The following is a 26,961-nucleotide window of genomic DNA, read 5'->3' on the forward strand; positions in this document are numbered from 1 at the left end:
GAAATACCGTCTCCGCGCTGCCATTCGGATCGACCTTTAGTATTTCCGGTTAGGGAATTCCTTGGCCGCGATTTCCGCCGGGAACACCCCTTCCTCAGTCGTGATCCGCTTAGGCACGGTCTCGCCGGCGGCAACCTCTTTGGCGACCTTCATCAACTGCGGTCCCAGCAACGGGCTGCATTCGACGGTGACATTCAGCTTACCTGCCATCATCGCTTCAAATGCACCTTTGACGCCATCAACCGAAATCACCAAAATATCTTTGCCTGGCTTCAGGCCGGCTTCTTCGATGGCTTGAATCGCACCTATCGCCATGTCGTCGTTGTGCGCGTATAGCACATTGATTTTCTTGCCGTCGGTTTTGAGGAAAGCTTCCATCACTTCCTTGCCCTTGGCACGAGTGAAATCGCCGGACTGCGAGCGGATGATCTTCAGGTGCGGATTTGCGGCGATGATTTCGGCAAAACCGGCTTTGCGGTCAATCGCCGGCGCGGAGCCGACGGTGCCTTGCAGTTCGACGATATTGATATCTCCGGCAGGCATGGTCTTGGCGCGTTCCAGCAGCCAACGACCGGCGCGACGGCCTTCTTCAACGAAATCGGAGCCGATAAATGTCACGTAAAGCGATTTGTCCTTGGAGTCGACGGCGCGGTCGGTCAGAATCACCGGGATTTTGGCGGCTTTCGCTTCGCCCAGTACAGTATCCCAGCCGGACTCGACTACCGGAGAAAACGCGATGACGTCGACTTTTTGTGCAATGAACGAACGGATCGCTTTGACCTGATTTTCTTGTTTTTGCTGAGCATCGGCAAATTTCAATGTGACGCCAGCCTCTTTCGCCGCATCCTTGATCGATGCCGTGTTCGCGGTGCGCCATTCACTCTCTGCGCCTACCTGCGAGAATCCCAGTACCAAAGCCTTATCGGCGTAGGCGCTGGAAGCAATTCCAAACCCCAATCCCAGACAAATAGCTGCGCTCAATACCGTTCTGCGTGTTATTTTCATTGCTTGTCTCCGTGAATTTATCGGCATTTTTCATGCGGCGCAGATCGTTGCGCCTGATCTGTCCGACAGCACTATTCTCCGGTCTTAGTTTTTGATATATAAAAGTTTTGGGAGAATGTGTGCGAACCATACTAGGAGAGAAACTGATGACTATCAAATGAATTTTTTCGTGTATCAGATACGCATTTTGGTATTGGTTCACCAGCCAATTGGCTTTATTGCATCAATCCTGAACAAGCGTGTTGCCAAGTTTTTCTGGTTTGATTGCGTCGGATGATTTATGGACGTCAGGATTTTTAATACACATCCCATCGATAACGGCCTTGGGATGCCAGATCGTTGAGCTGTTCTTCTCCCAACACAGCATTGAGTACCGCTGTCACACCATCTGCCATGCCGCGTAAGCTGCCGCAAACATAAATTGCAGCACCCAGCTCAACCCACTGCTGCAACGGTATCGCCGCTGCGCGCAAGAGATCCTGCACTTAGATGCGCGGTGTTTGATCGCGGGAAAACGCCAGATCGGTACGCTCCAGTACGCCTTGCTTTTGCCAATCCGAAATTTCATTTGCGTAAAGAGAATCACTGTCGCGAGAGCGTTCTCCAAGCAATAACCAATTGCGCATATAGTCGCGCCGGACTCGTTCCTTAAGGTGCGCGCGCAAACCCGCCAAACCGGTGCCGTTACCGATCAGTATCATCGGGCGCTCATCATCCGGACCATGAAAACTGCGGTTGTCGCGCACACGCAAGGCAATCTTCGCACCCAACTCCGCATGTTCAGTCGACCAGCCGGAATCCAGGCCCGGGCGTCCATCGGGATATTCCATACGGCGCACCAACAACTCCAGACGACCATCTTCCATAATCGAAGAAATTGAATATTCTCGATGCGGTAACGGCACCAATTGCGCCGCCAGTGCTTGAGGCGTCAAATTTTGCAAGGTGCTCAACTCCTCCTCGGTGCCAGGCAAGAGGCTTTGGTGTAGCAATGCGGATATAGAGCCGAAGTCACTCCAGAGAAAAAATGCCTCCATTAAATGGTAAAGATTAACGCGCTATTACGGGATTCGATCTGTACCTCGAAAATGTCAATTCTGACGCGATATTTATGATGGATTTGCGTTTTCACGATTTGCGTCACGAGAAGGCCTGCCGACTTTTTGAGCGCGGTTTGAACGTATTGGAAATCGCCAGTGTTACGGGACATAAAGCGCTCCAGATGCTCCAGCGCTATACCCACTTACGAGCTGAAGATTTGGCGCGAAAACTTGGATAGATACTTATGAGGCCAATTTTTCGATCAGCCTCATCAGATGGAAAATAAAATCGAAAAACGATTGCGGGCGATGCCGACACCGGCTAGCACCAAGGCCGGATTCAGCTCGCCTCGCTCGCACAAACAAATTATTTCGTAGTCCTGTTGGATGATTTGTTTGCCGGAATTGCAATCAACAAAATAACAGCGCCAAGCAAAGTGATTCCACCCATTAGCGTTAGTCCGAGGTAAATGCTTCCGGTGTTGGTTTTCATCCAGCCAACCAAAGTTGGACTTACAAATGCCGCAATGCCTCCCACACTGGTGATCAGAGCAATACCGCTGGCTTTAGTGTTTCCAGGCAGGAAAGTTGCAGGGATGGTCCAAAACACCGTATAAGTACCGTAGGATGCCGCAGCCGCGATTGAGAGCAGCGTAATGGCAATAGGTATGTTGTGAGACGCTAGCGGCAAAAGTGCAAAGCACAGGGCAACGGCGGCGCAACACGCGGCGAAGTGCCAGCGGCGCTCCATGTTACGGTCAGAGCTATAGCCTACGAAATAGGTGCCTGCCCCGCCAGCCAGAAAAACTATGCTGGACATCAATCCGACATTAAATAAATCCTTCACGCCAACTTCGCGGATGATGGTTGGCGCCCAAAGCACGATAGAGTTAAACGATACCACTATGCAAAAATACACGATGATGCCAACGTAGACTTTGGCATTCGTCAATGCTTCAAGCAGTCCGTGTCCACTGCGTGTTGTTCCTTTTTCTTCCGCCGCGAGGTCACCGAGGACAATAGCTTTCTCGCGCGCGGTCAGCCATTTCGCATCCTTGGGTTGGTCGCTGAGGAAAAAGAATGCGGCGATACCCAGAATGACTGCAGGTACACCCTCGAGCAGGAACAACCATTGCCAGCCATGCAGACCATGCAGCCCAGCCAGGTGAACCATAAGCCCGGTGGATACCGGTCCGCCAATGACACCTGCCGCGGCGGCACCCATCATGAAGAAACCCGTCGCGCGTCCCCGACGCGCGGCCGGAAACCAATAAGTTAAATAAAACATGACGCCCGGGAAAAATCCAGCCTCAGCAGCGCCCAGCAAAAAGCGCATTACGTAGAATTGAAACGGCGAGCTCACGAACATCAGGGCGCTTGAAATCAATCCCCAGAGAACCATGATGCGCAGCAGCGTACGGCGCGCACCGACGCGCTGCATCATGATATTGCTTGGAACTTCAAACAGCGAATAGCCGATGAAGAAAAGCCCTGCGCCGAATCCATAGGCCGCCTCGGAAAAGCCCAGATCGCTCATGAATTGAAGCTTGGCGAAACTGATATTTGCGCGGTCAATGTAGGAGACGAAATAACAGAGAACGAGAAACGGCATTATCCGAAGAGCCACCTTGCGATAAGTCCGCTCGATTTCGTCAGGCAAAAGCCCAGCCGCGATTGAAGGGTAGGTTTGAGAAGTGTACATATAATCCTTACTGACTAATGACTAAAGATTCGATTTAAACGAGCGGTTGTCGATACAGACAACTTCCCATGTTTTGCGGGACGGCTAACGAGCGCAATTTACGTACGCTGAACGCGGCTTGAGTTCCGCCCAGATGGCGGTGACGAAGATGCCTGCAGAAAAGCGACGGCACAGCGCAGTATCTCGAATGCAGCCATAGCCAATTCCTCGATAATCAACTCCGCACTGTCGTAGACTTTTGCGGAACTCCATCCGAACAAATCGCACTCGCGAATGTCCTGTACCAGTACGGTGGGCACGTTGTCTGGCCGCTCGGTTTCGGCTTCTTTTAGAAATGGCTTGTCGCGCACGAAACGTCGGACGTTATCGAAAAAAATCTCGAAAGTATGTATATCTCTAGTCATTTTTGTCTCCTTGCCTATCGATCTATTTTTGGTGTCAATATGGCAATTCAGTAGTTTCTGGTCGGTACTCCCCAGTCACCTATTTCCGTTTTATCGAAAGACCAATAGTCATTCGACCCATGTTTCAGTAGCGGTGATTCTGCTGCAACCCGCTCTATCATGCACCAATGCCTTAAGCCGTGAGCACTACACTCCAGATGACAGCCGTGAGTTCGCCTTGAATTCGCAAGCTGTTATCGTTGATGCAATTCTCCCCACGTTCTCTAAACCCATTTCGCCACTAGCTTGCATGGCAAACCGTTTCCCAACGAGGGATTTCGATGGTGGGAGATGAGTCCGCAAAGATCGACAGCCTAGTCAACATCGCGTCAGTGCCGACAACTGACGGTCAGCAGCACGGCTCACATCATCTTGAAAAATTTTTTTGCATTGATATCTATCTCCATATCCTGGTTTTATAATTTTATAGTTTGAATCGCGACCAATTGTGACGTCATGCTAACCACGGTCAGCATGAGAAAGTCTCACTTAGTGCGGCCCATTTGCGGGCGATTTTGCCACCGAATTATCTTCCAGGAACTTATTGCGTCAGGCTGCTTCGGCAGTCGAATCAATCATATCTGCCGCAAGAAAAGTGAGGGAATGAAATCGGCGGGACACTGTCTCTTTTGTTGCACTTCGAGTCGTCGTCAATGGCTTGCACCGTTGAGTAGCATTAGCACAATTAAGGTTGAAGTTGCCGCCAACAGATGGGGCAGCGGGCAATTTTCATGAATGTTTCGTGGATAAAAGCCAGACAGCTGCTGCGAGCTGCGTTGTTATTTCCGGCCGAACCTTGACCTGCGCGACATCTAGAATGCTGCGCAAGTCGGGCTCGACATGGCATATGGGTGAAATATTCACTCTGACAATACAAGAACGACATTCAGCGTTCGTAGCACTCAGACACTACTCAAAATGCTCTGTCATCTTTTCAAGCTTAGCGATGTCACTGATTTCGATTCGGCCATATTGAACATGAACTGCGCCCTCTGCTTCCATTTCGCGTAATACTCTATTGACAACCTGACGACGGGTACCAAGCATCGATGCAATTTCTTCTTGGGATAGGTTAATTGACGACGCACGGCCGCCACGAGCGCTTCTCACATAGATAGAGTTGAGAAGGGTTGCCACTCTTGCACGAGTCGATAGCACTGCAGCGCCTTCATATCGACTCAACGCTCCGCGATGACGACTCACCATAGCGCTCATTAATGAGCACGCAAGTGCCCCGTCATGTATCATCATGTCGCGCAGTAGATCTCCGGGGATACGGACGAGCACGGTTTTCTCTCTGCATTCTGCGGTATAAATATGCGGTGACCGCGTAATTACTGGTCCAATACCGTGGAACTCCCCGGCGAGATGCATTCCAGCCGTAAAGTTGCGGCCCGATGGCATGTCCCTTATCAAATGCATCGAGCCGGTCGCAAGCAAATATAGGTAGGTCGGCACGTCATGCGTCCGATGGATAACAGTGTTTTCTTCGACTGTAACTACTTCAGCCGCCTGGACTAGCCGCAAGATAGCTGCGGCTGGCCAGTTAGCAAAGAGTTCAGATTGCGAAATCGTCAGCCGGACCAGTGTGTTTTCCATATCAGAACAAGTTAGGGCCAATAGTTTCGATTTCCCCGTTGCATCGGTCGCCCGACCGTGTAATGCGAACATCATCTAGCGATCAACAAGCTGCCATTTCGAGCCACGACAAAATCGCTATATCAGATGCACTTAAGGAAATATTCGATGAGAGTATGTTAGCTGAGTGTAACATGGCGGCGACGCTTCATGAACGTGTCTTGGAAGCGATGTTCACTGCCTGGGGGGTTGAGGAATCTCGACTGTAAACTTACCGCTCTGAAGAGCGAGCTTCCATACCATTGGCGCATAATGACGGTGCGTCAAATACATTATCAAGAGTGGATGAAACCGTGAGTTGAACAGGTACAAGCGTGCGATCTTGTCTGCCGCCGATTCTAACCGCGATATTGATGCGTATTCCATCGTCACCAAGCCGTCCGTGGACGTAAAATCGCGCGATCAATTTGACCAGTCGGCGACCATACCTTGCCCCATTCTCGTCCGCTCTCAAAGTACAAAATGGCGCTACAATTTTCTTGCAGCGCCAACGTGATTAGAAACGATGGCGTATCCCAAACTGCAAACCTGTCTGACCATCACCAGGATTGACGGTTCCGTCCAACGCCATTACAGCCTTTGCCTGATTTCGCATTACCGACAACACCGTATAAATATCGGTTCGTTTTGAAAGTGCATAACTACCAAGGACCGAGTACATTCCAGTTCGGTTCGAGGGGCCGGCAGGATCGTAAGAATATGCTGTGGCATCCAATGTCACTGCGGGGATAGGATTGTATGACACGCCAACCCAGAACAGATTCGTCGTTGCGGTGATTGGTGCCGTACGCGTGTTTCGCCGCTGATATGCTGCGTATAACTTTACTGGATTAAAGTCAGCGCTTATCCCCAGTGCCATTCGCTCATCGGTATTCTGCTCAGTGGCAATTGAAGTGCCATTTTGACGATCGTACAGCGCGCCAGCCAACACATTTCCAAGCTGATAGTTGACGTTGACAGACGTTTCCTTTCCTACCTGGAATGCGCCTGGGATTTGACCGCCGTTGACGATAGTACTGTCAAAGCCAAAGCTATATAGAGTACTGAGAGTCAAACCGCCAAATTTCCCCGCGTATCTGACCGCATTATCGGCGCGACTGGCGAAGGCGGCATCCAACGTAAGCGCCGAAAAGCGTGCGGGAATCATAGGGTCGTAGAGCGCGCCAAAATCAAATATCGGAGTCGTCTCTCGCCCCACGTCCAACTCACCAAATTTACCTGCCAGGCCAACGTAAGATTGGCGCCCAAAAAGGCGTCCGTTATTGGCAAGAGTGCCGTTGTTGGCCGAAAAGCCATTCTCCAATACGAAGACTGCTGACAATCCGTCCCCCAAGTCTTCCCGACCGCGAAATCCGAATCGCGAAGCTGCTGCGTTTCCTGATGTCACTTTAGCCAAACTTCCGGTCGCGGTGCCCGTACTGCTAACTTGTGCCTTATTTACATATTCGACCCCAACGTCGACAATCCCGTAAATTTGAACGTTTGATTGCGCGTGCAGCGCCGTCGATGCCATCACGGAACCCATTAGAATTGTTGCTTTAAGCACTTTCATTTTGTCTCCTGTCTAATTCGTAATTATTTTATTTTTAATATTGCTTCATTCATTGCCACCTTCGTTCCCTCTCGATGGAGAGGAGGATGCACTTCTTGTGATCATCTGCATCGATCGGCAATGCCGCGTTGCTTCGTGATGTTGCATCTCTTAGAGGACGAAGGTGGTTATTGCCTGGGCTTCCTCAAATTCTGTGCCATCAACAAACTACTTACGACCGTGCTACGCGGCGTTGTCCTTTGTTGCTAGGTAGTATTGCTACCACCAGCAAGTATTGCGAGGATCTAGTGCGATCAATTGTCCGGTTTGTTTCTGTTTGGCATTACGCTCGAAAATTTTTCCGCGAATGACTGATTGAAGATCGATGAAGGCGGCCAAGCTGCGAAGGCCTATTCGATGGCCTTGAAGGGCCAGTCAGATCAGCGAGGCCGAGATGTTTTCTGTCGTCGTTCCAGGTGAGGCATTCCCGATGGAGGTAACGCGCTTGCACGTTCTCACAATTCAAGAGTCAATTCCTTGGTTTTAGCCCGCGAACAGCAAATCATCATCGTCTTGCCGCACGCACGCTCATCGTCGCTGAGCACAAGATCACGGTGATCCGGCAGCCCGTCCAACACGTTGGTTTCACACGCTCGACATATCCCGCTCATGCAGGAATAGGAAACCTCTACACCCGCATTTAACACCGCGTCGAGTATCGTGGTGGTCGGACCGACCTTCACGGTCTTGTCGGACTTCGACAAAAAGATAATGATCTCCTCTTCGCGCCCCTCCTCCATTTGCACTGGCGCTGGTGCAGCAAAATACTCCCGATGCACCGTATCCGGATGACGACCTTCGCACGCGGCTTCGAAAGCATGCAACATCGGGATCGGTCCACAGCAATACAGGTCAGCATCGGCTGGAATGGAATCGACAATCTGCTGAAGGTTAAGCATTCTGTCTTTCTGGCCACCGTCGAAATTGAGATGCAGCGTGCCGCCGGCTTCAGCGGCCAGTGACGACAGCTGCGCTACGTACGCTGCCCGCTCCGGGCTCTGTGCAGAATAGTAAATCGTCCACGGTGCGCCGATCTGCGACAGCCGTTGCACCATACTCCATAATGGCGTAATGCCTATACCACCGGCAATGAAGACCGAATGCACTGCCGATTCCTTCAGCGCGAAACTGTTGCGCGGCTCGGAAATGGTGAGCACATCACCGACCCGCAGTATCTCGTGCAGATAGCGCGAGCCGCCCCGACTATTGGCATCACGGCTCACGGACACGACGTAGCGATGCTGCTCGCCTTGCGCATTGACTAATGAATAGCTGCGTACCATGCCACCAGGAAGATGCAGATCTATGTGAGAACCGGCAATGGCCATCGGCCACTCCTCACCATCAATCGGTCTCAGATCAAAGCCGAGAATGTCCTCCGCCAGAAACTCAATCGCATATATTCTTGCTTTAATTGTTCGCATCATGTCACCTCCAAATTTTATTGTTTACTCGATCACGTTGGGTATCGACCGTACGATCATTGTCACGCTATGGACTATGCACGGCGAGCACTGCCATGCGTCGTTTGTCGTGATGATGTCAATTCAGATTCAACGGCATTACCCCGGAACGTCTCACTTGCAGATAGCCGATCGGGAGTCGGGTTGTAGATGTTTTTCTGAAGCGGTGTAGCGGGATGAGTTCACGATGGAACGAGACAGGCAAGATTGCGCATGACACATTGAACAACGCCATTAACGCCGTAGAAAAAGCCGCAGATCGGCGATATGAAATGAACCAAAGTATGACTACACGCTCAAGATGAGCGTGTAGAGCTGGCCTCGGCCAATCGCCGAGGCCTCGTCCCCTTATTCGGCGAAACAGTTTTACTTAACCATGTCGCCTTTGACGAACAATTGGGACGAACGCTCCAGACGTCGCCATGCTTTCGTCGGCGTGCCCAAACGCATCGCATCGAGCTCGCGGAACAGGATACGGCGTAACGTTGCAATGCCCAAATCCGACGAACCGAGCTTCTCGTTGACGCGATCCGCAATCGCACCCTGACCGACCAAAACCACGTAATCCTGTGCTGCTGTCAAGCGAATCAATGGATCAGCCGGATACTCGCCAGCGAATAACTCATCATGGTAATCAGCGGCATTGTAGTCGCCGACATCCTTGAAGTAGGCTTTGATCCGCTCGTTCGACTCAGCACTCGCCAGCGGCACCGCGTAGAGCGAGGTGCGCATCACGTGGGTATCATCGATCGGTACCATCCAATTGGAGACCTCGATCCATGGATCTCCAGGACTAATCCCCGGCATCGTGACATGGTTCTCGGAAGGGAATGTCCAGTCGCTTACGCGTACCTGCGCGCTCGCGCGACGGGTCGCCGTTTGACATATGCCAGCCTCGGTTTCCTGATAAGCCAGTTCAGGAACTTCGGTGGTAATGGCGTTGCCGAACTCACCTAGCCGACCCATCACATGCGCGAAACTCACATGCGCAGCATCGAGTGAATTTTCCACATTTTGCAGCCAGCTGCAAGGCCATATCTGTTTGCGTTGAAACAGCATGACATCCGTGCGCTCGAACGCCGAATTACGCGGCAAATCAAATTCCGGCGGCGCACCTTCGCCCAGATAAGTGAATATCAAGCCGCAGTACTCATGCACAGGATAAGCGGCAATGCGGATGTTCGTTTCGCGGCAATTGCGCTCTGCAGGGCGCTCAACACATTTTCCTTCACCATCGAATTTCCAACCGTGATACATGCAACGAATTTCTTCACCTTCGATCCAACCCGTATGCAGCATGGTCAATCGGTGAGCGCATCGTCCCGCGACCAGATGGGCATTCCCAGCCTCACTGCGGTAGAGCGTCAAATCTTCGCTCAACAGACGAACTTTTTTTGCTTTCCCCGGCGCGACGTCTGCAGAAATCGCAATAGGATGCCAGAACCGGCGCAGCAGCTCCCCCATCGGCGTGCCCGCTGACGTTTCCGACAGCTGCATCATTTTTTCGGCCAATTGACCGTGCATTTTAATTGGTACTGTACTCATGATTAAGCCACCTTTACACGTAAAATATCAAGTCCACTTACTTCCACCGACAAGTCGTCACCACTTATCAAAAAGCGATTGCGCGCGATGCCGACACCAGCAGGCGTGCCAGTGGCAATAATGTCGCCAGGTAGCAATGCCATGTATGAGGACAGAGTCGCAATGATTTCCTCTGTCGAAAAAATCATTTCTTTCATGCTGCAATCCTGAACCACCTCTCCATTCAATCGGGTCGTGATGGTCAGGCTTCGATTACGCAACGCGTCTACGGCTTTTGTCCCGCAAGTGATAGCTGGTCCCAGCGCCGAGGCTTCGTCCAATCCCTTGGCGGCAGTCCAGTCTGGCCACCACGACTGACCGGCAGGAAGCCGCGTAAGATCGCGAGCGGAACCGTCATTGAGCGCACAAATGCCGACCACATAGTCCAGTGCATCAACCACCGAAACTGATTTGCAGTGCTTACCGATCACCACGCCGATTTCACCTTCGTAATCGTAACGAGACGTCAACGCCCGATTCGGATTCAACAGGCCGTTATGACCAACGAAATTTGTCGGCGCTTTGTAAAATGCCAAGGGCCGTTCCGGCGGTTTCGCGTTCGCTTCCGCTCCATGCGCGTGGTAGTTAACTGCGACCGCAAAAATTCTGGCATGCGGATCAACCGGCGGAAGCATGACTACATCCGACAGCGCGATTTGTCTTGCGTTTTGATTCGCAGGCTCGCCCGCCGCCAATGCCTGATTCAGCTCGTCTCGCTCGCAAACCACCTTGATGCAATCGCCCTCAATTTGACCGATCAGAATTTGATCGCCTACTTGGTATCGACCAAGCCTAAACTCTTGTTCTTGCATTTTTGAGCCTTTTTTACTTTGGTTATGACGCTTTCATTGTGAATGCTCCAAATCTGCAACGCGAGCACGTGATCCTATGCATTGTCCTGTTTGTTGCATTCGACAAAAGGAACGGGGAATGCATGCAGTGATTGCTGTCGCAACGGTCGGATCTGATCACACAATTCGAAACCGAAAAGCAAAAAGCGGCTCAAAACGTGAGCGCGTGAATGTGCTTCCACAGTGAATGTCGTGCGGCACATTCACTGTGCGCTTTATCGGCAAATTATCGGGCAAGGACTTATGGTGTTAAGCCGATTTAGTCTGTTAATTTAAAAGAAATTCGTTGCAAGAATCGCTGTTAAAACAATCGGTGGGACACTGTCTCTTTTGTTGCAGTTCCAGAAGCCGTCAGCGCATTTCCGCGTGTAGACTGGTCGCTCCAGCCTGTGCAGTTGGTGCCAGGAGGAGTATTCGAAAGGTAGAAAATGGAGCAGACAAATAAAGGCGGCGCGGTGGTGATCACCGGCGCGGCACAAGGAATTGGTTACGCAATTGCCGAGCGTTTCGCAGCTCAAGGCCGCCGCGTAGTCATTGCCGACTTGCGTGGTTCAGAGGCCGCGGCGAAGAAGCTCGGCCACGATGCGTTGGGCTTCGACGCAGACGTGAGCAATGCCGCACAGGTTGATGCATTGATGGCGTTCGCGGCTGAACGTACTGGTGGCGTGTCAGTACTGGTCAATAACGCAGGTATCTACACCACGCTCGCTAAAACGGCGTTCGACGAAATCGATCCAGAAGAATGGAAACGCGTGTTCAACGTCAACGTCGAGGGAGTATGGTATTGCTGTCGCGCAGCGGCACGCTACATGAAATCGGCGCGCGAAGGCAACATCATCAATATCGCATCCGCGGCCGCGTCCAAGGGTACCGCCGGTCTCCTGCACTACGTGGCCAGCAAGGCAGCGGTGGTCGCAATGACACGTACGCTGGCGCGCGAACTCGGACCGTACGGCGTACGCGTAAATACAGTGTCGCCGGGCTTTACGCAGAGCGACGGCATCTTGGCTGGTGGCGCGGAACGTGGCCAGCAGAGCGAAGACATTAAGCGCCAGCGCGTCGTGCAGCGCGATATTGCGCCAAATGATATCGCTGGTGCTGTGCTGTTCCTGGCTGGACCGGATGCAGGCATGTTCGCCGGTCAGAATTTGATCGTCGATGGCGGCCTCACGATGAACTAAATGTAAGTGTCAATGCTGAAGTGCAGATGTATCCGATAGCGTGTTAAAGGTGTGCCAATCCGGGCGAATAAATTGCGCCGTTGAGGCCTTGGATTTTTCTTTTTTTAATCTGCATTTTCACGCAAGACAGACTTGGGGTAACGGGCTTAACGCAACGCAGCTCGTTTCCTCAAGGCCTTACGTGAAATAATAAATACGCGTAGAAATAAATTCGCACTTATCGCCATCAATATGGCATGCCATCCTTATGCAGGAATTGCAATCCGCCTTCCACTAACGCTGCCTGTAAATCGTCGTCTGGGTACGTTACTGAATCTCCCGTTGTCCTGTCCCCTATTTCCAGATAAATCACATCGTCCAGCGTGCGGTTTACCAGCACATGTCCATTGCCGCTAGCGGCGCGAAATCCGGAACACATTCCAGGGCACAGCTCCGTTTCCCCTTCATCGGTGATAAGCGTTGGGTATCCGCTTAGGATATAAATGAATTCATCTTGCTTTGAATGCCAGTGACGCAATGCGGATACGGCATTGGGAGAAAGTTGCGTCAAGTTGACGCCGAAATTGGTCAAACCGAATATGTCGCCAAGTGGCCTCTTCTCCCTTCCAGCCATCAAAGCAGCGAATGGCTCAGGATAATTCGAGAGCCTCTTTCGCAAATCGGCTTCCGATGCAACTATTGCAATAGGGTGAATCTTGTCTGACATGAGCGGCTCCTGAATCTAAAAAAATATATTTTTGGGAAGGGAAAATCCAAGCGTCAGCCATTGCTCTCAGTTACACCGGAAACGTCTCATCCCTGCCGCTTTCACTGCGCTTTCCAGGTCAACGAACAGCCCTTCGCCGTTCGGCTTCCCACATTCATTCATTTTCCGTTAGGAACTCGCGGAAAAAGCGCCGGGAGTGGCCCCAAACCGAAACAAACCAGACAATTGATCGCACGATATCCTCGCAATGCTTGCGGGTGATAGCGATACTAGTACCTATCGACATCGGATAACGCCAGGCAGCACAGTCGCAGGTAGTTGGCTGCCGATATTCGACCATAAAACCCAAAGGGGGAGACAGATGAAAAAGAAATTTGTAGTTGCGGCGTTGCTGATGCCATTTCTGGCGGCAACACATGCACCATCATCCATTCAACGACGCGATCGCCCGATCGGCGCGATTAGGTGCTGCAAATGAAAAATCCCTTCCTAACGACGAAAGATATCACCATGGAATTGACCTATCCGCGTATCGGGCTGTACATCGACGGCCAATGGATCTATGACCGCCCTGCTTATACCGAGGTCGTCAATCCGAGCAGCGAAACGTCCCTTGGCAGCGTACCGGGCGCAACACCAGCGGATCTCTCGCTGGCGCTTTCCGCCGCGGAGCACGGCTTTCGCGTCTGGCGCGATACACCACCACAGCAACGAGCGCAGTTGATGCTACGTGCTTGCGCGCTGGTGCGCGAGCGTACGGAATCAATCGCTCAGATTCTCACGCTAGAACAAGGTAAGCCGATCGCCGACGCGCGCAACGAAGTATCACGCGCCACCGCCTTTCTGGAATGGGATGCAGCGGAGGCACAGCGCCTCTACGGCAGCATCGTTCCGGCTGGGCCACAGATGCAGCAGATGATACTTCGGCTGCCGATCGGCCCAGTGGCCGCCTTCACTCCATGGAACGTTCCGGTCGGTGCCCCGGCGCGCAAGATCGGCGGTGCGCTTGCCGCCGGCTGTTCGGTGATCATCAAAGCGGCCGAGGAAACCCCGGGCACCGCGTGCGCCTTCGTGCAATGCTTCATTGATGCCGGTCTGCCACCTGGTGTGCTCAATCTGGTTTTCGGCAATCCGGCCATGATTTCCTCGACACTGATCGCCTCGCCAGTCATTCGCATGGTGACCTTCACAGGATCGGTACCGATCGGCAAACATCTAACGCAACTCGCGGCTGCGGCCATGAAACCCGTGCTGATGGAGCTCGGCGGCCATGCGCCGGTGCTAATCGGCGCCGACGTCGATGCGGCCGCGTTAGGCCGGCTCGCAGGCAACGCCAAGATGCGCCTGGCGGGTCAGTTCTGCGCTTCGCCGACGCGCTTCATCGTTCACAAGAAATCCTATGCCGCCTTCGTCGAAGCGTTTGCCAAGGTCGCGAGCGAAGTGCGCGTGGGCGACGGCTTCGAGCAAGGTGTGCAAATGGGGCCACTTCTCAACGCCAGGCGCCTCACGGCGATCGACGAGTTGGTGCAAGACGCCAAGGCCTGCGGTGCACGTGTTGCGGCGGGCGGTCGACGCATCGGCGACCATGGGTTCTTTTATGCGTTGACCGTGCTCGCTGATGTACCTGCGCAAGCCAAGGCGCTGTCTATCGAACCATTCGGCCCGTTGGCGCTGTGTGTACAGGTTGCCGATTTGGACGAAGGTATTGCGCTCGCCAACAGCCTGTCTGTGGGACTCGCTGGTTATGCCTTCACTAATTCGCTTGAAGAGGCGGAGCGCTTCACGCGCGAGCTGGATTGTGGTGTTCTGTCGATCAATCACTTCGGCATGTGCGGCGCCGACACGCCCTTCGGCGGCGTCAAAGAAAGCGGCATCGGCCGCGAAGGCGGTGCCCAGAGTCTGGAACCCTACACCATAACGAAGACAGTGTTGCAACGAACCGCGCGAGTCTGACTACACAATTCAGCCATGTTGTGCGATGCGGAACATGGCGTTAAAAAGAGCATGCCTGCCGATGAAAAACAAAGCAGCATCGGCGGCAATACAAGGAGACAAAAATGTTATTACAAGGGTCCGAACCCCAAACAACTTTATGCGTGCCCGAGATCAATCTTGCGGATCCCGATTTCTGGCTAAGAGACGACTTCCATGGAGCGGTCGCACTTTTGCGTAAGGAGCAGCCAATTTCATGGCACGAACATCCAGAGTGTGGCAAAGGCTTTTGGGCACTGCTGGACTATGAAGACATCGCCGAAGTAGACAAGGATTGGGAAACGTTCTGCAGCAAATACGGTGTGCGCGTTTATCATGATGCGGGCACCAAGATCAGGCCCGGCACTGGTGCTTTGATCGAGCTCGATCCGCCCGACCATACCGTGAACCGCAAACGGGTGAGCAAGGCGTTTATGCCGCGCCAGGTGGGCCGGTTAGAGGATTACGTGCGCGAGCAGGCGCGCCGACTGGTGTCGCAATTTTCGGATGGTCAGGAGATCGATTTTGTCGACGATTTGGCGGCGAAACTGCCGTTCGAAATCATCAGCGACCTGGTCGGCATTGATCCGGCCGACCGCCCGCGCCTGCTGGAATTGTCCAAGATTGGCCGCTCAGAGCAGGAACCTGAATATGCCGACAAACCGGAAATTCCACAACAAGCGGTCATGGAACTGCGTGAGTACGGCATCAATCTCGCCGCCAAGCGTTTGCTCGACCCGAAGGAAGATCTGATTTCAGAACTGGCGCAGGTGCGAGTCGATGGTCAGTTGCTCGATAAGGAAGAGTTGGGTGGCTATTTTGGTCTGATGATCGCCGCCGGTAGCGGTACCACGCGGGCCGCACTATCGCATGGAATGCTGGCGTTCACCCAGTTTCCGGAGCAGCGCCGCCTGTTCATCAGCGATCCTGTCACACACGAGCGGACGATGGCCGATGAGGTCATACGCTGGGCCACACCGATCAAGCATCAGGGCCGTGTGCTGACCCGCGACATCGAATTCAAAGGTGTCCAGATGAAGCAGGGACAAAAGATCGGCATGTGGTTTATCTCGGCCAACCGTGATCCACGTCTTTTCAAAGATCCGTTTAATTTCGACATTACGCGTGATCCCAATCTGCACCAGAGCTTCGGTGCCGGTGGCCCCCACTTTTGCATGGGCGCCAACATTGCCCGCCGTGAAATCTGGATGCTGTTCCAGGAATTGTTTGCGCGCTTTCCTAACGCACAGGCCATTGCAGAACCAATTCGCGAACGATCCCTGCAATCGAATGGTTTCAAACACTTACGCGTGCGTCTTGCGCGTTGAACGTGACGATGCACAGTCATTACCTTGATGGAAGAGGAATATCATGCCTAACGTAATTTTTATAGAAGCCAACGGCAAGTCGAGAACCATCGATTGCACGGTCGGAACCAGCCTGATGAAGTGCGCACAGCTGCACGCGATTTCAGGTATCTACGCCGAATGTGGCGGTCAGAAGATGTGCGCAACATGCCATGTCTACGTTGCCGAAGAGTTTCTCGGTACGCTGCCAGAGATCTCCGACGATGAAGACGAAATGCTGGAAGCAACGGCATCTGATCGCCTGCCGAACAGCCGATTGTCGTGCGCGATCATCATCAAGCCCGAGCACGAGAACATGGTGGTTCATTTACCGAAGTTGCAGCGATGAACAGCATCATTATTATCGGCGCTGGCCATGGTGGCGTCGACGTCGCTTTCGGCCTGCGCGAGCGTGGTTACACCGGACCGATCACGGTGCTCGATAAAAGTAGCTTTGTTCCCTACGAGCGTCCACCCATGTCCAAATCGTGGATCAACGGCTCGGGCGGTCCTGAGGAATTGACCCTACGTGGCCATGAAGCTTTCGCCAGTGCCAATATCGACCTGATGCTGGAGTGCGAGCTGTTGTGCATTGACAGAGAGCGCAAGGTGGTGGAGACGAGCAAAGGGAACCTGACTTATTCGACGCTAGTGCTGGCGCTGGGGTCGAGCCCGCGACAATTGCGGTTGTCGGGTTCCGCATTGGCTGGCATGCATCACCTGCACACGCTGGAGCAAGCTTCCGCGCTCAGAGACGACCTGGCGTGTGCCACCAGCGTGGGCGTCATCGGTGCCGGTTTCATCGGGTTGGAATTGGCGTCATCAGCCGCCAAACGAGGGCTGCCGGTGACGGTCATGGAGACGGCGGGACGGGCGATGCCCAGAACCGCGAGTGAATTTACGTCAGCCTACATGCGCAACCGGCACGAAGCCAATGGTACGACTTTCCGTTTCAACGCCACGGTACAGGAAGTCATCGGGCCATCCGGTCGGGTTGAGCGTATCAAGCTGTCGGATGGATCGTACGTGGAGGCCGACCTGGTGGTGCAAGGGGTGGGTGCTATCGCCAATGGCAGCTGGATAAGCGATTTTGGTCTCGATTTCGATAACGGCATCCTCGTCGACAGCACCCTGCGCACCAAGGATACGGCCATCTTCGCGATCGGTGACTGCGCGCGTTTCGTCGATGATGAAGGCGGCGCCACGCGACTGGAGTCGATCGGCAATGCCGCCGACCATGCGCGCCGGGTCTCTGCAACGATTGCCGGCACGCCGGTGCCGGCACCGGATGTTCCGTGGTTCTGGACCCAGCAAGCTGGTGTCCGGCTGCAGATGGCCGGGCGCATCGACCGTGTGGAAGAATGGTTGCTGACGGGCGCAGTTGAATCGAACGCGTTCAGTGTGCTGGGTTGGCGCAACGGAAAGCTGATGTATGGCGAATCGATCAACAGTCCCAGCGATCACGTCACTATCCGCAAGCTTCTTGCTGAGAATACGGCACCAACGCTGTCGGTACTGCGGCCGATCGCGGAAATGGGCTTGAAGGCGGCTATCAAGTCTTTGGCGTAACGTCGATCAGTTCCTATTAGGATTCTTTACATGCGGCGAAAAGAGTTAAATGTTCGAATCACGCCGTCCGGATCATAATAATCAAAGATTACGGCTACATCAAAAGCACCATGCTTGAGACTATAAAAAAACCCGGCAGTGCGTCAGCAATGTCGGGCTTTTTATACAATTACTGTCGGACCTTATTAGGTAAGAATGCAACAGAAAATTGATGCCGAAAATAGTAAACGGCGTTGCAGGTCAATTTGACGTCGGCACCAATACCAGGCGCTCAGTGGTCGACGATGCTGCAGTTCAAACAGAGGTTCCAGATAGGTATCTAGTGCCAGGCCGGGCCGCCCGAGAAGCGAGTCTTTCGACACGACCATCTCGAAAACGGGCACGTATAACGCGAAAGCCCGGAGTTGTCATCAAGTAGTCGAGCGATCCGGGTCGAGATAACGCTCGACCAAACGAGACCAGAACGCCGCTCCGACCGTAAGATTCTGGTCGTTGAAATCGTAGTTTGGGCTATGCAAGCCCCGCCCATTATCGGCAGGACCATTTCCGATGCGCAGAAAACAACCTGGACGAACTTGTAACATATAAGCAAAATCCTCACTGCCCATGAGCATTTCCATATTGTCGTTCACTGCATCGCTCCCTACCAACTCCCTTGCGACCTCGATGGCAAAGCGCGTCTCCGCGTCGGTATTGCTGACAACCGGATACCCTTCCACATAGTCAATGGTCGCGTCGACTTCAAAACTCTTCGCCTGGGAATTCACAAGCGCGATGATCCTTTTCTTCAGCAAGGCTCGAACCTCCGGGTCAAATGATCGCACACTCAAACTCAGCTCTACCTGGCCGGGAATCACGTTGGGAGCATCTCCTCCCGCGAATTTCCCGACTGTGATTACTGCAGCCTTCGTTGGGTCGATATTTCGCGAAATAATGGTCTGCAATCCCATCACAATGCTCGACGCGGCGACGATGGGATCGTGGGCGAGATGCGGTCTGGCTGCATGCCCGCCCTGGCCAACAATTTTGATATATACACGGTCGCCGGCCGCCATGAAAGCGCCCGAGCGAAACATGAAGGTACCAGCTGGCTTGCCGGGATGGTTATGCAAGGCAAACACGGCATCGCACGGGAATCGCTCGAAAAGCCCCTCGGCAACCATTTGCTTGGCGCCGCTGTCGAATCCGCGTTCTTCCGCGGGTTGAAAGATCAGGTTCACCGTGCCGTTAAACCGTCGCGTTTGGGCGAGATGCTTCGCTGCGCCTAGTAGCATTGCCGTGTGTCCATCGTGGCCACACGCATGCATTTTTCCGGGATTCCGGCTCACGTGTGCAAATGTGTTTGCCTCGTTAATCGGCAATGCATCGAGGTCGGCCCGAATGCCGATCGAGCGACTTCCCTCACCTACCGTGAGTGTTCCGACCAACCCTGTCTTTGCAATATTTCTGTGAACCTCAAAACCATAATCTTGTAATCGATCGGCCACCAGATCCGAGGTCTCGTTCTCGCAGAAAGCCAGTTCCGGGTTGCAATGTAACTGATAGCGCAAGCGCGTCAGATCCTGCTCATGTGGCGCAATATCGGTAAGAGATGTAAAAAGATTAAAAGACATTGGGTGCCCCTATAAACAATTGATTGAATACGATGAAGACGGCAGCTGCGCCGACGCGGGCGCAAACTGCGATCGCTCAGAACGGCCCCCATTGAATGAGGACGCCGACTATCAATGCGGCTATGCTAATGAAACCCCACAGCAAGATGAGCGGTATGAGGAAACGTACCCATTGTCCGTAGGGAATCCGTGCAGTCGCCAGCACGGCCATCAAAACGCCGGAAGTGGGATTGAAACAATTCATAATCCCTTCGCCCAAGAGTACTGCTTGCACGGTGACCTGGCGCGTCAGATGAAGCGCATCTCCCAGCGGCGCGAAAATAGGGATCAGTGCCGCCGACTCTCCCGACCCTGACGAGATTGCGATATGCATTACTGCCGAACTCAGGAACATGCCAATGGCGGCAAACATCGGATGAAGGGGAGCCAGAATGTCGGAAAGATGGTTGACGATGGGATCGAGAATCTTTCCGTTGCTCAGCACAGTAGAGATCGCGCGCGCAAGACCGACGATGAGCGCTCCATGGACCAGTTTGCCCGATCCTGCGAGAAACTCATCGGCAATCTGTGACGGGCGCATTTTGCAGATAAGACCTGAGCCGATGGCGACGATCATGAACATCGAGATCATTTCGACCTCTCCCCAATGCAGTTCCACGGCACCGAAAACAAAGCTGCACAGCGCGATAACGGAGAATCCGAGGGCAGCGATCTGCCGCCGCGTCAGTCGCGTGCCATGCCCAATTGGTGCAGCCGTGACGAAGTCTTGTTCGGCGATCAGGAATCTTTGAGAATCCGGGTTACGCCGATAGGCCCGCACGTTAATAATGAGAAATACTATCGTTGCAATGACAAAGAGAACATACACCGCGGAGCGAAATCCCATTCCGGAGAACATGGGCAATTCCGCCAGGCGCTGCGACAACCCGGTCGTTACCGGATTGAGAACGCCGCTGTTGAAACCCGAATATGTTCCCAGGTAGATGAAAGCCACGCCGAAGACCGTGGGCAGGCCAAGCGAACGTGCGACCAAGAGCCCCAGTGGCACGAACGCCACTACCGAATTGGTTACTACGCCGACGGTTCCTAACAACGAAAAGATGATGCAGATGGTGACAATAACCGAGACATCCTGCGCATTAGATCCAGCGCCAATGCGGCCAAGCGCAGCCTTTATCGCCCCGGTTTTCTCCAACACGGCCAGTGCACCGCCGGTAAACAGGATCAAAAAGATGATCGGCGCCGAAGCGATCATACCGTTCGAGATTGCCATGAACACTGCCCCGAGACCGATCCCGTTCTGAGGAACACTCTTGAGGCTATGTGGAACCACGAAGCTGATGCCATTCTTGATCACACGATCGAATTCGCCGGCAGGAATTATCCATGTGGCGATCGCCGCAATCAGCAGTACTGCAAAAAGCAATACATAGGGGCTGATCGCCGAGAATTTGCGTTGCGGGCCGTCGCGCACGTCTGCAGCCTCCGTGCCGGACAATATTTGGCTGGCCTCCATGTTGTCTCCTCTTATGGTTTTCTCGCGGGTGTCAGCCGTCCGAATCGACAGCCGCTCCGGCTTGTTGACCCTTCTACAACGGTTGGCCCCAGTGTTGAGCTCGCAGTATGCGCCAGAAACAGCGCCAAAATGTGACATCCAAATGTGCGACAATGTTGCGTTGGACGCAACAGGAGAAGCGAATGGCGACAGAGGACGAGGGGATCAGTGAACGAACGCTGGAGTACTTGGGTGCGGTAGCGAAACACGGGGGAATGCGGCAAGCGGCCGAGTCTCTGGGTGTAAACGTATCGACTATAAGCCGTCAGATTGCATCGACGGAACGCAACCTGAGACTGGCGTTGGTGTCGCGACGGGGGCGAAGTATCTCGCTCACCCAAATTGGACTTGCTGCCGTTGAGTACGGCCACGAGCAGGAGCGCCACGCAAAGCGCTTTCGCATGCAGCTCGCTGAGTATCGCGACCTCCGACGGGGGCATGTCACGCTGGCGGTTGGCGAGGGGCTGGTCGGCAGCCTGATTTCAGTGGTACTCAAACGTTTCCATCAAAAGTATCCGGATATCGCCATTAATATCCGTACTGGCCCGTTACCGGACCTGATTCGCATGGTTAGGGACGATGAAGCCGACATCTGCGTCTCCGTCGGCACTTCACGCGATCCCCTTTTGAATGCGCGCCTGTTCCAACGAGAACCGTTATGTGCGATTGTTCCTGTCGGTCATTCACTGGCTTCAAAAACGTCCGTGCGCATCGAGGATCTGGTGCACGATCCGCTCATTTTCATGTCGGGCAAATTTGCATCGCAGGGTTACGTCACTGCTATGTTTTGGGACGCCAAACTGAGCGTGTCGCCAACAATCACCTGCGATCTCTTCACCGTCGCATTATCGCTTGCGGCTGAAGGGCTAGGCATAGCATTCATGACAAAGTGGGCGGCAAAAGAAAAGGTGGACGCCGGACGCGTGGTGGCGGTTCCGATTCGGCATCCGATCGCCAATACATTCGATCGCTATGTGGCAACTCGCGTGGGACGAAAACTCAGCCCTGCGGCCAACTTCTTGTGGAAAGAAATCGTACGTCTCATGTCTTCGGTTTAGGCAGCGCCCCAACCAGCATCGAATCGCACGGAGTGTCAGCCGAGCGCGGCGACACTAAAATGTCCATAAGGAAATTAAAATGTTCGATATGTCGCCCAGCTTTCTTTCCTGTTGGCCTGCTTGAACTTCATACGCCACAGTTTTGAGCCTATCGGCATGACTGCCAAGTGTAAGCCACCACCGTCTGCTATTTTATAAGGCTGGTCTTTTGGTTTAGCATTTCTGACCTGTATATCAGTCAGCGGCGTAACGATTTTAGGCTTTTGGGGGGCGTCCTGTCTTCACTATTGGGGGATATGCCACCAATAATACCCCCCCAAAGACTTTGGATGTCAACGGACGTTAAAAGCGCTCCAGAAACAAAAAACCCGCATCAGCACGGGGCTAGAGGCGGGTTAATGTACGTACTTGGACGTCTTAAAACATGTTGTTGGTGGTGATAGGTGGACTTGAACCACCGACCCCAGCATTATGAGTGCTGTGCTCTAACCAACTGAGCTATATCACCAAACAAGCCCGCAATTATGCGGCATGTGATCGGTTTCTGTCAAGCGAGCTTGTGCGTTTTATTGCACTATTTACTCACTATTTCTCATTATCTGTTACTGCATGCCTTCGCCACAGTATCTAGCACCGTCTGGCTAACGTTATCTCCTGTGCAATCAATCACGATACGCTCTGGCATGGAGCGTAGCCAGGTCAGTTGGCGTTTCGCTAACTGACGGGTGGCGATGATGCCTTTTTCGCGTAGTGTTGCCAGATCATACATGCCATCCAGATATTCCCAGGTTTGACGATAACCGACGCAACGCATGGACGGTAAGCCTAGGTGCAAATCGCCACGCGCTCTTAATGCTTCGACTTCTGCGATCAAACCGCCCTGCACTCCGCCTCCCTCGCTATAGAGCATTTGATCAAAACGGCGCTCAATACGCTTGTGCAGCACACTACGATCGGATGGTTCCAAGGCGATTGGCAATACATCGAATGGCAATTCGGGTGCTGGGGTGTTGGTCAATAGCGATGACATAGTCTGACCGCTGAGCGCTATGATTTCCAAGGCTCGCTGTATGCGTTGGCTGTCATTCGGTTTTAAGCGTGCGGCGGTGATGGGGTCGAGTTGCGCTAATTTGGCGTGCATCGCGGGCATGCCGATGATGGCGGCTTCCGCGTCTAGCTTGGCGCGGAGTTCTGGATCGGCTTGCGGTAACGCATCCAGGCCATCTTTCAAGGCTTTGAAATACAGCATGGTGCCGCCGACCATCAATACTAACTTGCCACGCGCATGAATCCCTTCGGTTAATTTCAATGCATCGTCACGGAATTGCATCGCTGAATACGATTGCGTCGGTTCGATGATATCAATCAGATGATGCGGCGCGGCGGCGCGTTCTTCCTTGGTTGGTTTGGCGGTGCCTATATCCATCTCGCGATAGACCAGGGCGGAATCGACGGAAATAATTTCAGATGGAATATGACGTGCGATTTCCAATGCCGCGGCAGTTTTGCCTGAAGCGGTTGGCCCCATGATGCTGATGACGAGTGGACGTGCATTTTTACGCATCATTGACCACGCAAGAAAAGTTTATCCAGATCGGATAAGGCTAACTGGCTCCAGGTTGGTCGGCCGTGGTTGCATTGGTCTGCGCGTTCGGTTGCTTCCATTTGGCGCAATAGCGCGTTCATTTCTGGCACGGTCAGGCTACGATTAGCGCGCACCGCAGTGTGACAGGCGAGTGTGCCGAGTAACTCATTGCGACGCTCCACCAAGACACGCGAACCGCCGAATTCACGGACATCACGCAGCACATCACGCGCCAGAGTTTGGGCATCAGCATTTTTCAATAAAGCCGGAACCGCGCGCACGGCCAGTGTGGTTGGCGACATTGCGGCGATATCAAAACCCAGCGATTGCAAGGTTTGCCGATTTTCTTCTACCGTGCCGACTTCGACCGCATCTGCATAGAACGTTACGGGGATTAACAGCGGTTGCACTTGCATCGCATTTTCGTCGAGCGCGCCTTTGAGCTGTTCGTACAAAATTCTTTCATGTGCGGCGTGCATGTCGACCAATACCAAACCTTTGGTATTTTGCGCAAGTATATAAATACCGTGCAATTGCGCCAGTGCGAAACCTAATGGAAATTCGTCGTTCGACAATGTCGCATAGTCTGTCGTGCTTGCCACAGCAGGAACCGATGCGCCACCGTTCCCGGAAAATAAGGCGCCATAATTTTCTCTGGTCTGCGCCACACCGAACTGTGCGCCGAACGAGGTTTGATGCTGCGGCGTTTGATAGTTTGGCTGTGCTGATGATGGCGTCAAGATCGCCTGCAAGTGATCTTGCGAACCACGCACCCACGGCATTGCCCCACTAGGCGCGGGCAGCGGCGCAGGCGTTGCTCCGTGCGAGGTTGCCGAAGTCTGCGCCAAGGCACGATTGACCGCGTGATAAATGAATTGATGTACCGCGCGGCTATCGCGAAAACGTACCTCAATCTTAGAAGGATGAACGTTGACATCGACCAGCGCCGGATCTAGATCAAGCGCCAATACATAGGATGGATAGCGATCGCCATGCAACACATCCTGATACGCAGCACGCACCGCATGCATCAATAACTTGTCGCGCACGAAGCGGCCATTGACATAAAAATACTGCGCATCGCCACGCGCTTTGGAGGCGGTCGGCAAACCGACAAAGCCATGCACGCGCAATGCTCCGGCACTTTCGTCAACGGCCAGTCTGGCATCGGCAAACTCGCTACCGAGTATGCTGGCACTGCGTTTGGCGAACTCCGTGTGCTGCCAATGATCGACGGTTTTGCCGTTGTGGGTCAGCGAGAAAGTGACATCAGGCCGCGCCAACGCAATCCGACGCACGACTTCTGCGCAGTGACCGTATTCGGTTTGATCGGATTTCAAAAATTTGCGGCGTGCCGGCGTGTTGAAATACAAATCCATCACATCCACCGTGCTACCTTGCGTACCGGACGACGGCGTCACTGCACCCGTGCTGCCGTCTATCATGGAAGCATGTGCAGCTTCCGCCGTGCGCGAAGTCAAGGTCAATTGCGATACTGATGCAATCGATGCCAATGCTTCACCGCGAAACCCTAGCGTGATAACGTTTTCCAAATCGTCGAGTGAGGCAATTTTTGAGGTCGCGTGCCGCGCCAATGCTAACGGCAACTGTTCCGGCGCAATGCCTCGACCGTTATCGGTAATGGCAATACGTTTGATGCCGCCTTGTTCCAATCGCACAGTGATGTGAGTTGCGCCGGCATCGAGTGCATTTTCTAGCAACTCTTTGACGACTGCCGAGGGGCGCTCGACCACCTCGCCAGCAGCGATTTGTGAAATCAGATTATCGGGTAAAGCCTGGATAGCGCGTAATGGTGGGTGTGGTGCATTCATGGACAGGATTATACCTAAGCACAGACTCAGGGTGACACAATGACTGCCCTGGCCCGCCTATGGAACTTCTGATAAAGGGCAGAAAAAAGAAGAGGACTAGGAGTCGATCGCGTAGCCGGCAGCGATCCAGGCATCTATGCCACCAGACAATGGTCGCACTTTCTTGTACCCCCTTTGCATCAACTGCTTGGCAACCAGTGCCGCTGATGCTTCGTTGGGGCAGGCACAGTAGACGATCACCTCTTGATCGACCGGCGCATCGAAGACAAAGCTGTTGATTTCCTGATGCGAGATAGTACGCGCGCCGGGAATCCGCCCTGCCTGCTGTGAAGCAGGTGATCGCACATCGACAATCGCCGGAGTAACACCTTGCTTGAACAACTGATCCAGCTCGGTCACTGAGATGCGCGCCATGCGCAAGGACATGCGGAAGCGCCGACGCTGCCACCATTTGCTGGCAACAAAAACGACAAGTGCCGCTGCAACCAGCATCATGCCGTATTGACCGAGCTCAGTCAGTACGCTCAATAAATCACCGACCGTAGTGCTGAACAACGAACCGAGGAAAATTGCCAGGCCAGCCCACAGAGCTGCCCCTATGCCGTCGTAAATGATAAATGTCCTATGCTTGGTGCCAATGGTGCCAGACAACGCGCTGGCGATGGAAGCAAAGCCTGGGATAAATTTAGCCACCAGCAGCGAACGCGCTCCCCAACGCGAATAGATCGACTCGGTTTGTCGCACGCAAGAATCGGGCGACAGCGAAATACGACATAACGTCGACAATACTTTCCTGCCGTAACGCCGACCTGCCAGATACCAAAAATAATCGGCAATCAATGCCGCTGCCACCGCTGTCAACAATAGCATCGGAGCCGAGTACTCACCCCGATGCATCAAGGCTCCGGTAATCACCAGCGTTGGATAGGCCGGCACGGGCGCTCCCATCTGCTCGACCAGCACATTCAAAAATACAATGATCAGCCCATATTGCTCTATCAAATGAAACAAATAGGTCATCTCTTTCGTTGCCTCATCGCCATGTCAGGAATCGCCGGATCGGCAATATCAAAATACCGTAGTAAGTTCTTTAAGCATTATAAAGTTGATGGTGATTCGACTTCACTCTTTTCTGCAAGATTTTCCGTGGCGGTCAGCTAAACAAAGCACCGTCATCCTCGCGGACGCGGGGACCCACGTTGCGATTTCTATAAAGCAAAGGGCAAGT

At 53.3% G+C, this 26,961-nt stretch carries 24 protein-coding genes, 1 tRNA gene and 1 pseudogene; 8 read left to right on the forward strand and 18 right to left on the reverse strand.

Annotation, left to right across the window (positions count from 1 at the left end; genetic code table 11):
* Positions 1–36 precede the first annotated feature (36 nt).
* From GEV47_RS05205 to GEV47_RS05215, 3 genes are all read right to left on the reverse strand, one after another.
* Positions 37–1,005, reverse strand: coding sequence for an ABC transporter substrate-binding protein (locus tag GEV47_RS05205; protein ID WP_153233600.1), 969 nt, complete (start codon positions 1,003–1,005; stop codon positions 37–39).
* 296 nt (positions 1,006–1,301) lie between these two features.
* Positions 1,302–1,490, reverse strand: coding sequence for a ferredoxin reductase domain-containing protein (locus tag GEV47_RS05210; RefSeq protein ID WP_153233601.1), 189 nt, complete (start codon positions 1,488–1,490; stop codon positions 1,302–1,304).
* Entirely contained in the window at positions 1,491–1,958 is a 468-nt protein-coding gene (locus GEV47_RS05215; RefSeq protein WP_228124562.1) for a ferredoxin reductase domain-containing protein, read from the reverse strand.
* A 167-nt stretch (positions 1,959–2,125) separates the two neighbouring features.
* Here GEV47_RS05215 and GEV47_RS05220 point away from each other — a divergent pair.
* Positions 2,126–2,284 (forward strand): annotated as a pseudogene (locus GEV47_RS05220) (tyrosine-type recombinase/integrase); the annotation flags it as partial.
* 128 nt (positions 2,285–2,412) lie between these two features.
* Here GEV47_RS05220 and GEV47_RS05225 read toward each other — a convergent pair.
* From GEV47_RS05225 to GEV47_RS05245, 5 genes are all read right to left on the reverse strand, one after another.
* Positions 2,413–3,747: an MFS transporter gene (locus GEV47_RS05225; RefSeq protein ID WP_153233604.1), complete on the reverse strand. Its 1,335-nt coding sequence runs from the start codon at positions 3,745–3,747 to the stop codon at positions 2,413–2,415.
* Positions 3,748–3,845: 98 nt separating this feature from the next.
* Positions 3,846–4,151, reverse strand: coding sequence for a hypothetical protein (locus GEV47_RS05230; protein ID WP_153233605.1), 306 nt, complete (start codon positions 4,149–4,151; stop codon positions 3,846–3,848).
* A gap of 948 nt (positions 4,152–5,099) precedes the next feature.
* Complete coding sequence (locus tag GEV47_RS05235) at positions 5,100–5,789, reverse strand: Crp/Fnr family transcriptional regulator (RefSeq protein ID WP_194270571.1); 690 nt, start codon at positions 5,787–5,789, stop codon at positions 5,100–5,102.
* A 535-nt stretch (positions 5,790–6,324) separates the two neighbouring features.
* Complete coding sequence (locus tag GEV47_RS05240; RefSeq protein ID WP_153233607.1) at positions 6,325–7,380, reverse strand: porin; 1,056 nt, start codon at positions 7,378–7,380, stop codon at positions 6,325–6,327.
* 494 nt (positions 7,381–7,874) lie between these two features.
* Positions 7,875–8,846, reverse strand: a complete 972-nt coding sequence (locus GEV47_RS05245; RefSeq protein WP_228124563.1) for a PDR/VanB family oxidoreductase — start codon at positions 8,844–8,846, stop codon at positions 7,875–7,877.
* On the opposite strand from GEV47_RS05245, the gene GEV47_RS19480 reads away from it, so the two are divergent.
* Positions 8,845–9,054 (forward strand): hypothetical protein, encoded by a 210-nt coding sequence (locus tag GEV47_RS19480; RefSeq protein ID WP_228124564.1) that lies wholly within the window; start codon positions 8,845–8,847, stop codon positions 9,052–9,054. The two genes, GEV47_RS05245 and GEV47_RS19480, sit on opposite strands and share 2 nt — an antisense overlap.
* A 194-nt stretch (positions 9,055–9,248) precedes the next feature.
* Here GEV47_RS19480 and GEV47_RS05250 read toward each other — a convergent pair whose 3' ends face one another.
* The gene (locus GEV47_RS05250) at positions 9,249–10,427 is read right to left on the reverse strand and encodes a Rieske 2Fe-2S domain-containing protein (protein ID WP_228124565.1); all 1,179 of its coding nucleotides are present in this window, start codon (positions 10,425–10,427) and stop codon (positions 9,249–9,251) included.
* Between the two features lie 2 nt (positions 10,428–10,429).
* Positions 10,430–11,278, reverse strand: a complete 849-nt coding sequence (locus tag GEV47_RS05255) for a fumarylacetoacetate hydrolase family protein (RefSeq protein WP_153233608.1) — start codon at positions 11,276–11,278, stop codon at positions 10,430–10,432.
* A gap of 467 nt (positions 11,279–11,745) precedes the next feature.
* Between GEV47_RS05255 and GEV47_RS05260 the strand changes: the two genes are divergently transcribed.
* Complete coding sequence (locus GEV47_RS05260; protein WP_153233609.1) at positions 11,746–12,498, forward strand: SDR family NAD(P)-dependent oxidoreductase; 753 nt, start codon at positions 11,746–11,748, stop codon at positions 12,496–12,498.
* A gap of 226 nt (positions 12,499–12,724) precedes the next feature.
* On the opposite strand, the gene GEV47_RS05265 is transcribed toward GEV47_RS05260, so the two are convergent.
* Positions 12,725–13,204: a cupin domain-containing protein gene (locus GEV47_RS05265; RefSeq protein WP_153233610.1), complete on the reverse strand. Its 480-nt coding sequence runs from the start codon at positions 13,202–13,204 to the stop codon at positions 12,725–12,727.
* Positions 13,205–13,678: 474 nt separating this feature from the next.
* Here GEV47_RS05265 and GEV47_RS05270 point away from each other — a divergent pair, with 474 nt between their 5' ends.
* The 4 genes from GEV47_RS05270 to GEV47_RS05285 all read left to right on the forward strand — a co-directional run bounded on the left by GEV47_RS05270 (position 13,679) and on the right by GEV47_RS05285 (position 18,090).
* Positions 13,679–15,157, forward strand: coding sequence for an NAD-dependent succinate-semialdehyde dehydrogenase (locus GEV47_RS05270; RefSeq protein WP_153233611.1), 1,479 nt, complete (start codon positions 13,679–13,681; stop codon positions 15,155–15,157).
* A gap of 104 nt (positions 15,158–15,261) precedes the next feature.
* The gene (locus GEV47_RS05275; protein ID WP_153233612.1) at positions 15,262–16,503 is read left to right on the forward strand and encodes a cytochrome P450; all 1,242 of its coding nucleotides are present in this window, start codon (positions 15,262–15,264) and stop codon (positions 16,501–16,503) included.
* 43 nt (positions 16,504–16,546) lie between these two features.
* Positions 16,547–16,870: a 2Fe-2S iron-sulfur cluster-binding protein gene (locus GEV47_RS05280; protein WP_153233613.1), complete on the forward strand. Its 324-nt coding sequence runs from the start codon at positions 16,547–16,549 to the stop codon at positions 16,868–16,870.
* Positions 16,867–18,090 (forward strand): NAD(P)/FAD-dependent oxidoreductase, encoded by a 1,224-nt coding sequence (locus GEV47_RS05285; protein WP_153233614.1) that lies wholly within the window; start codon positions 16,867–16,869, stop codon positions 18,088–18,090. The genes GEV47_RS05280 and GEV47_RS05285 overlap by 4 nt, the downstream gene beginning before the upstream one ends.
* 410 nt (positions 18,091–18,500) lie before the next feature.
* Here the strand turns inward: GEV47_RS05285 and GEV47_RS05295 are convergent, their stop codons facing one another.
* Together GEV47_RS05295 and GEV47_RS05300 are read right to left on the reverse strand one after the other, a co-directional pair.
* The gene (locus tag GEV47_RS05295; protein ID WP_153233616.1) at positions 18,501–19,703 is read right to left on the reverse strand and encodes a M20 aminoacylase family protein; all 1,203 of its coding nucleotides are present in this window, start codon (positions 19,701–19,703) and stop codon (positions 18,501–18,503) included.
* Between the two features lie 76 nt (positions 19,704–19,779).
* Positions 19,780–21,219 (reverse strand): YfcC family protein, encoded by a 1,440-nt coding sequence (locus GEV47_RS05300; RefSeq protein ID WP_153233617.1) that lies wholly within the window; start codon positions 21,217–21,219, stop codon positions 19,780–19,782.
* 182 nt (positions 21,220–21,401) lie between these two features.
* On the opposite strand from GEV47_RS05300, the gene GEV47_RS05305 reads away from it, so the two are divergent.
* Positions 21,402–22,316 (forward strand): LysR family transcriptional regulator, encoded by a 915-nt coding sequence (locus GEV47_RS05305; RefSeq protein WP_194270572.1) that lies wholly within the window; start codon positions 21,402–21,404, stop codon positions 22,314–22,316.
* Positions 22,317–22,390: 74 nt separating this feature from the next.
* On the opposite strand, the gene GEV47_RS19840 is transcribed toward GEV47_RS05305, so the two are convergent.
* The 5 genes from GEV47_RS19840 to GEV47_RS05325 form a co-directional block, all read right to left on the reverse strand.
* A complete protein-coding gene (locus GEV47_RS19840) occupies positions 22,391–22,570 on the reverse strand; it encodes an Arm DNA-binding domain-containing protein (RefSeq protein ID WP_407646206.1) in 180 nt (59 codons plus the stop codon).
* Between the two features lie 177 nt (positions 22,571–22,747).
* Positions 22,748–22,824, reverse strand: a tRNA-Met gene (locus tag GEV47_RS05310).
* 87 nt (positions 22,825–22,911) lie between these two features.
* Positions 22,912–23,880, reverse strand: coding sequence for a tRNA (adenosine(37)-N6)-dimethylallyltransferase MiaA (gene miaA / locus GEV47_RS05315; RefSeq protein WP_153233805.1), 969 nt, complete (start codon positions 23,878–23,880; stop codon positions 22,912–22,914).
* Positions 23,880–25,733, reverse strand: a complete 1,854-nt coding sequence (gene mutL / locus GEV47_RS05320) for a DNA mismatch repair endonuclease MutL (protein WP_153233618.1) — start codon at positions 25,731–25,733, stop codon at positions 23,880–23,882. Before mutL ends, miaA begins: the two co-directional genes overlap by 1 nt.
* Before the next feature lie 96 nt (positions 25,734–25,829).
* Positions 25,830–26,753: a DedA family protein/thiosulfate sulfurtransferase GlpE gene (locus tag GEV47_RS05325; RefSeq protein ID WP_153233619.1), complete on the reverse strand. Its 924-nt coding sequence runs from the start codon at positions 26,751–26,753 to the stop codon at positions 25,830–25,832.
* Positions 26,754–26,961 lie beyond the last annotated feature (208 nt).

The sequence above is a fragment of the Glaciimonas soli genome, assembly GCF_009497155.1.
In the GTDB taxonomy this organism is placed as follows: Bacteria; Pseudomonadota; Gammaproteobacteria; order Burkholderiales; family Burkholderiaceae_D; genus Glaciimonas; species Glaciimonas soli.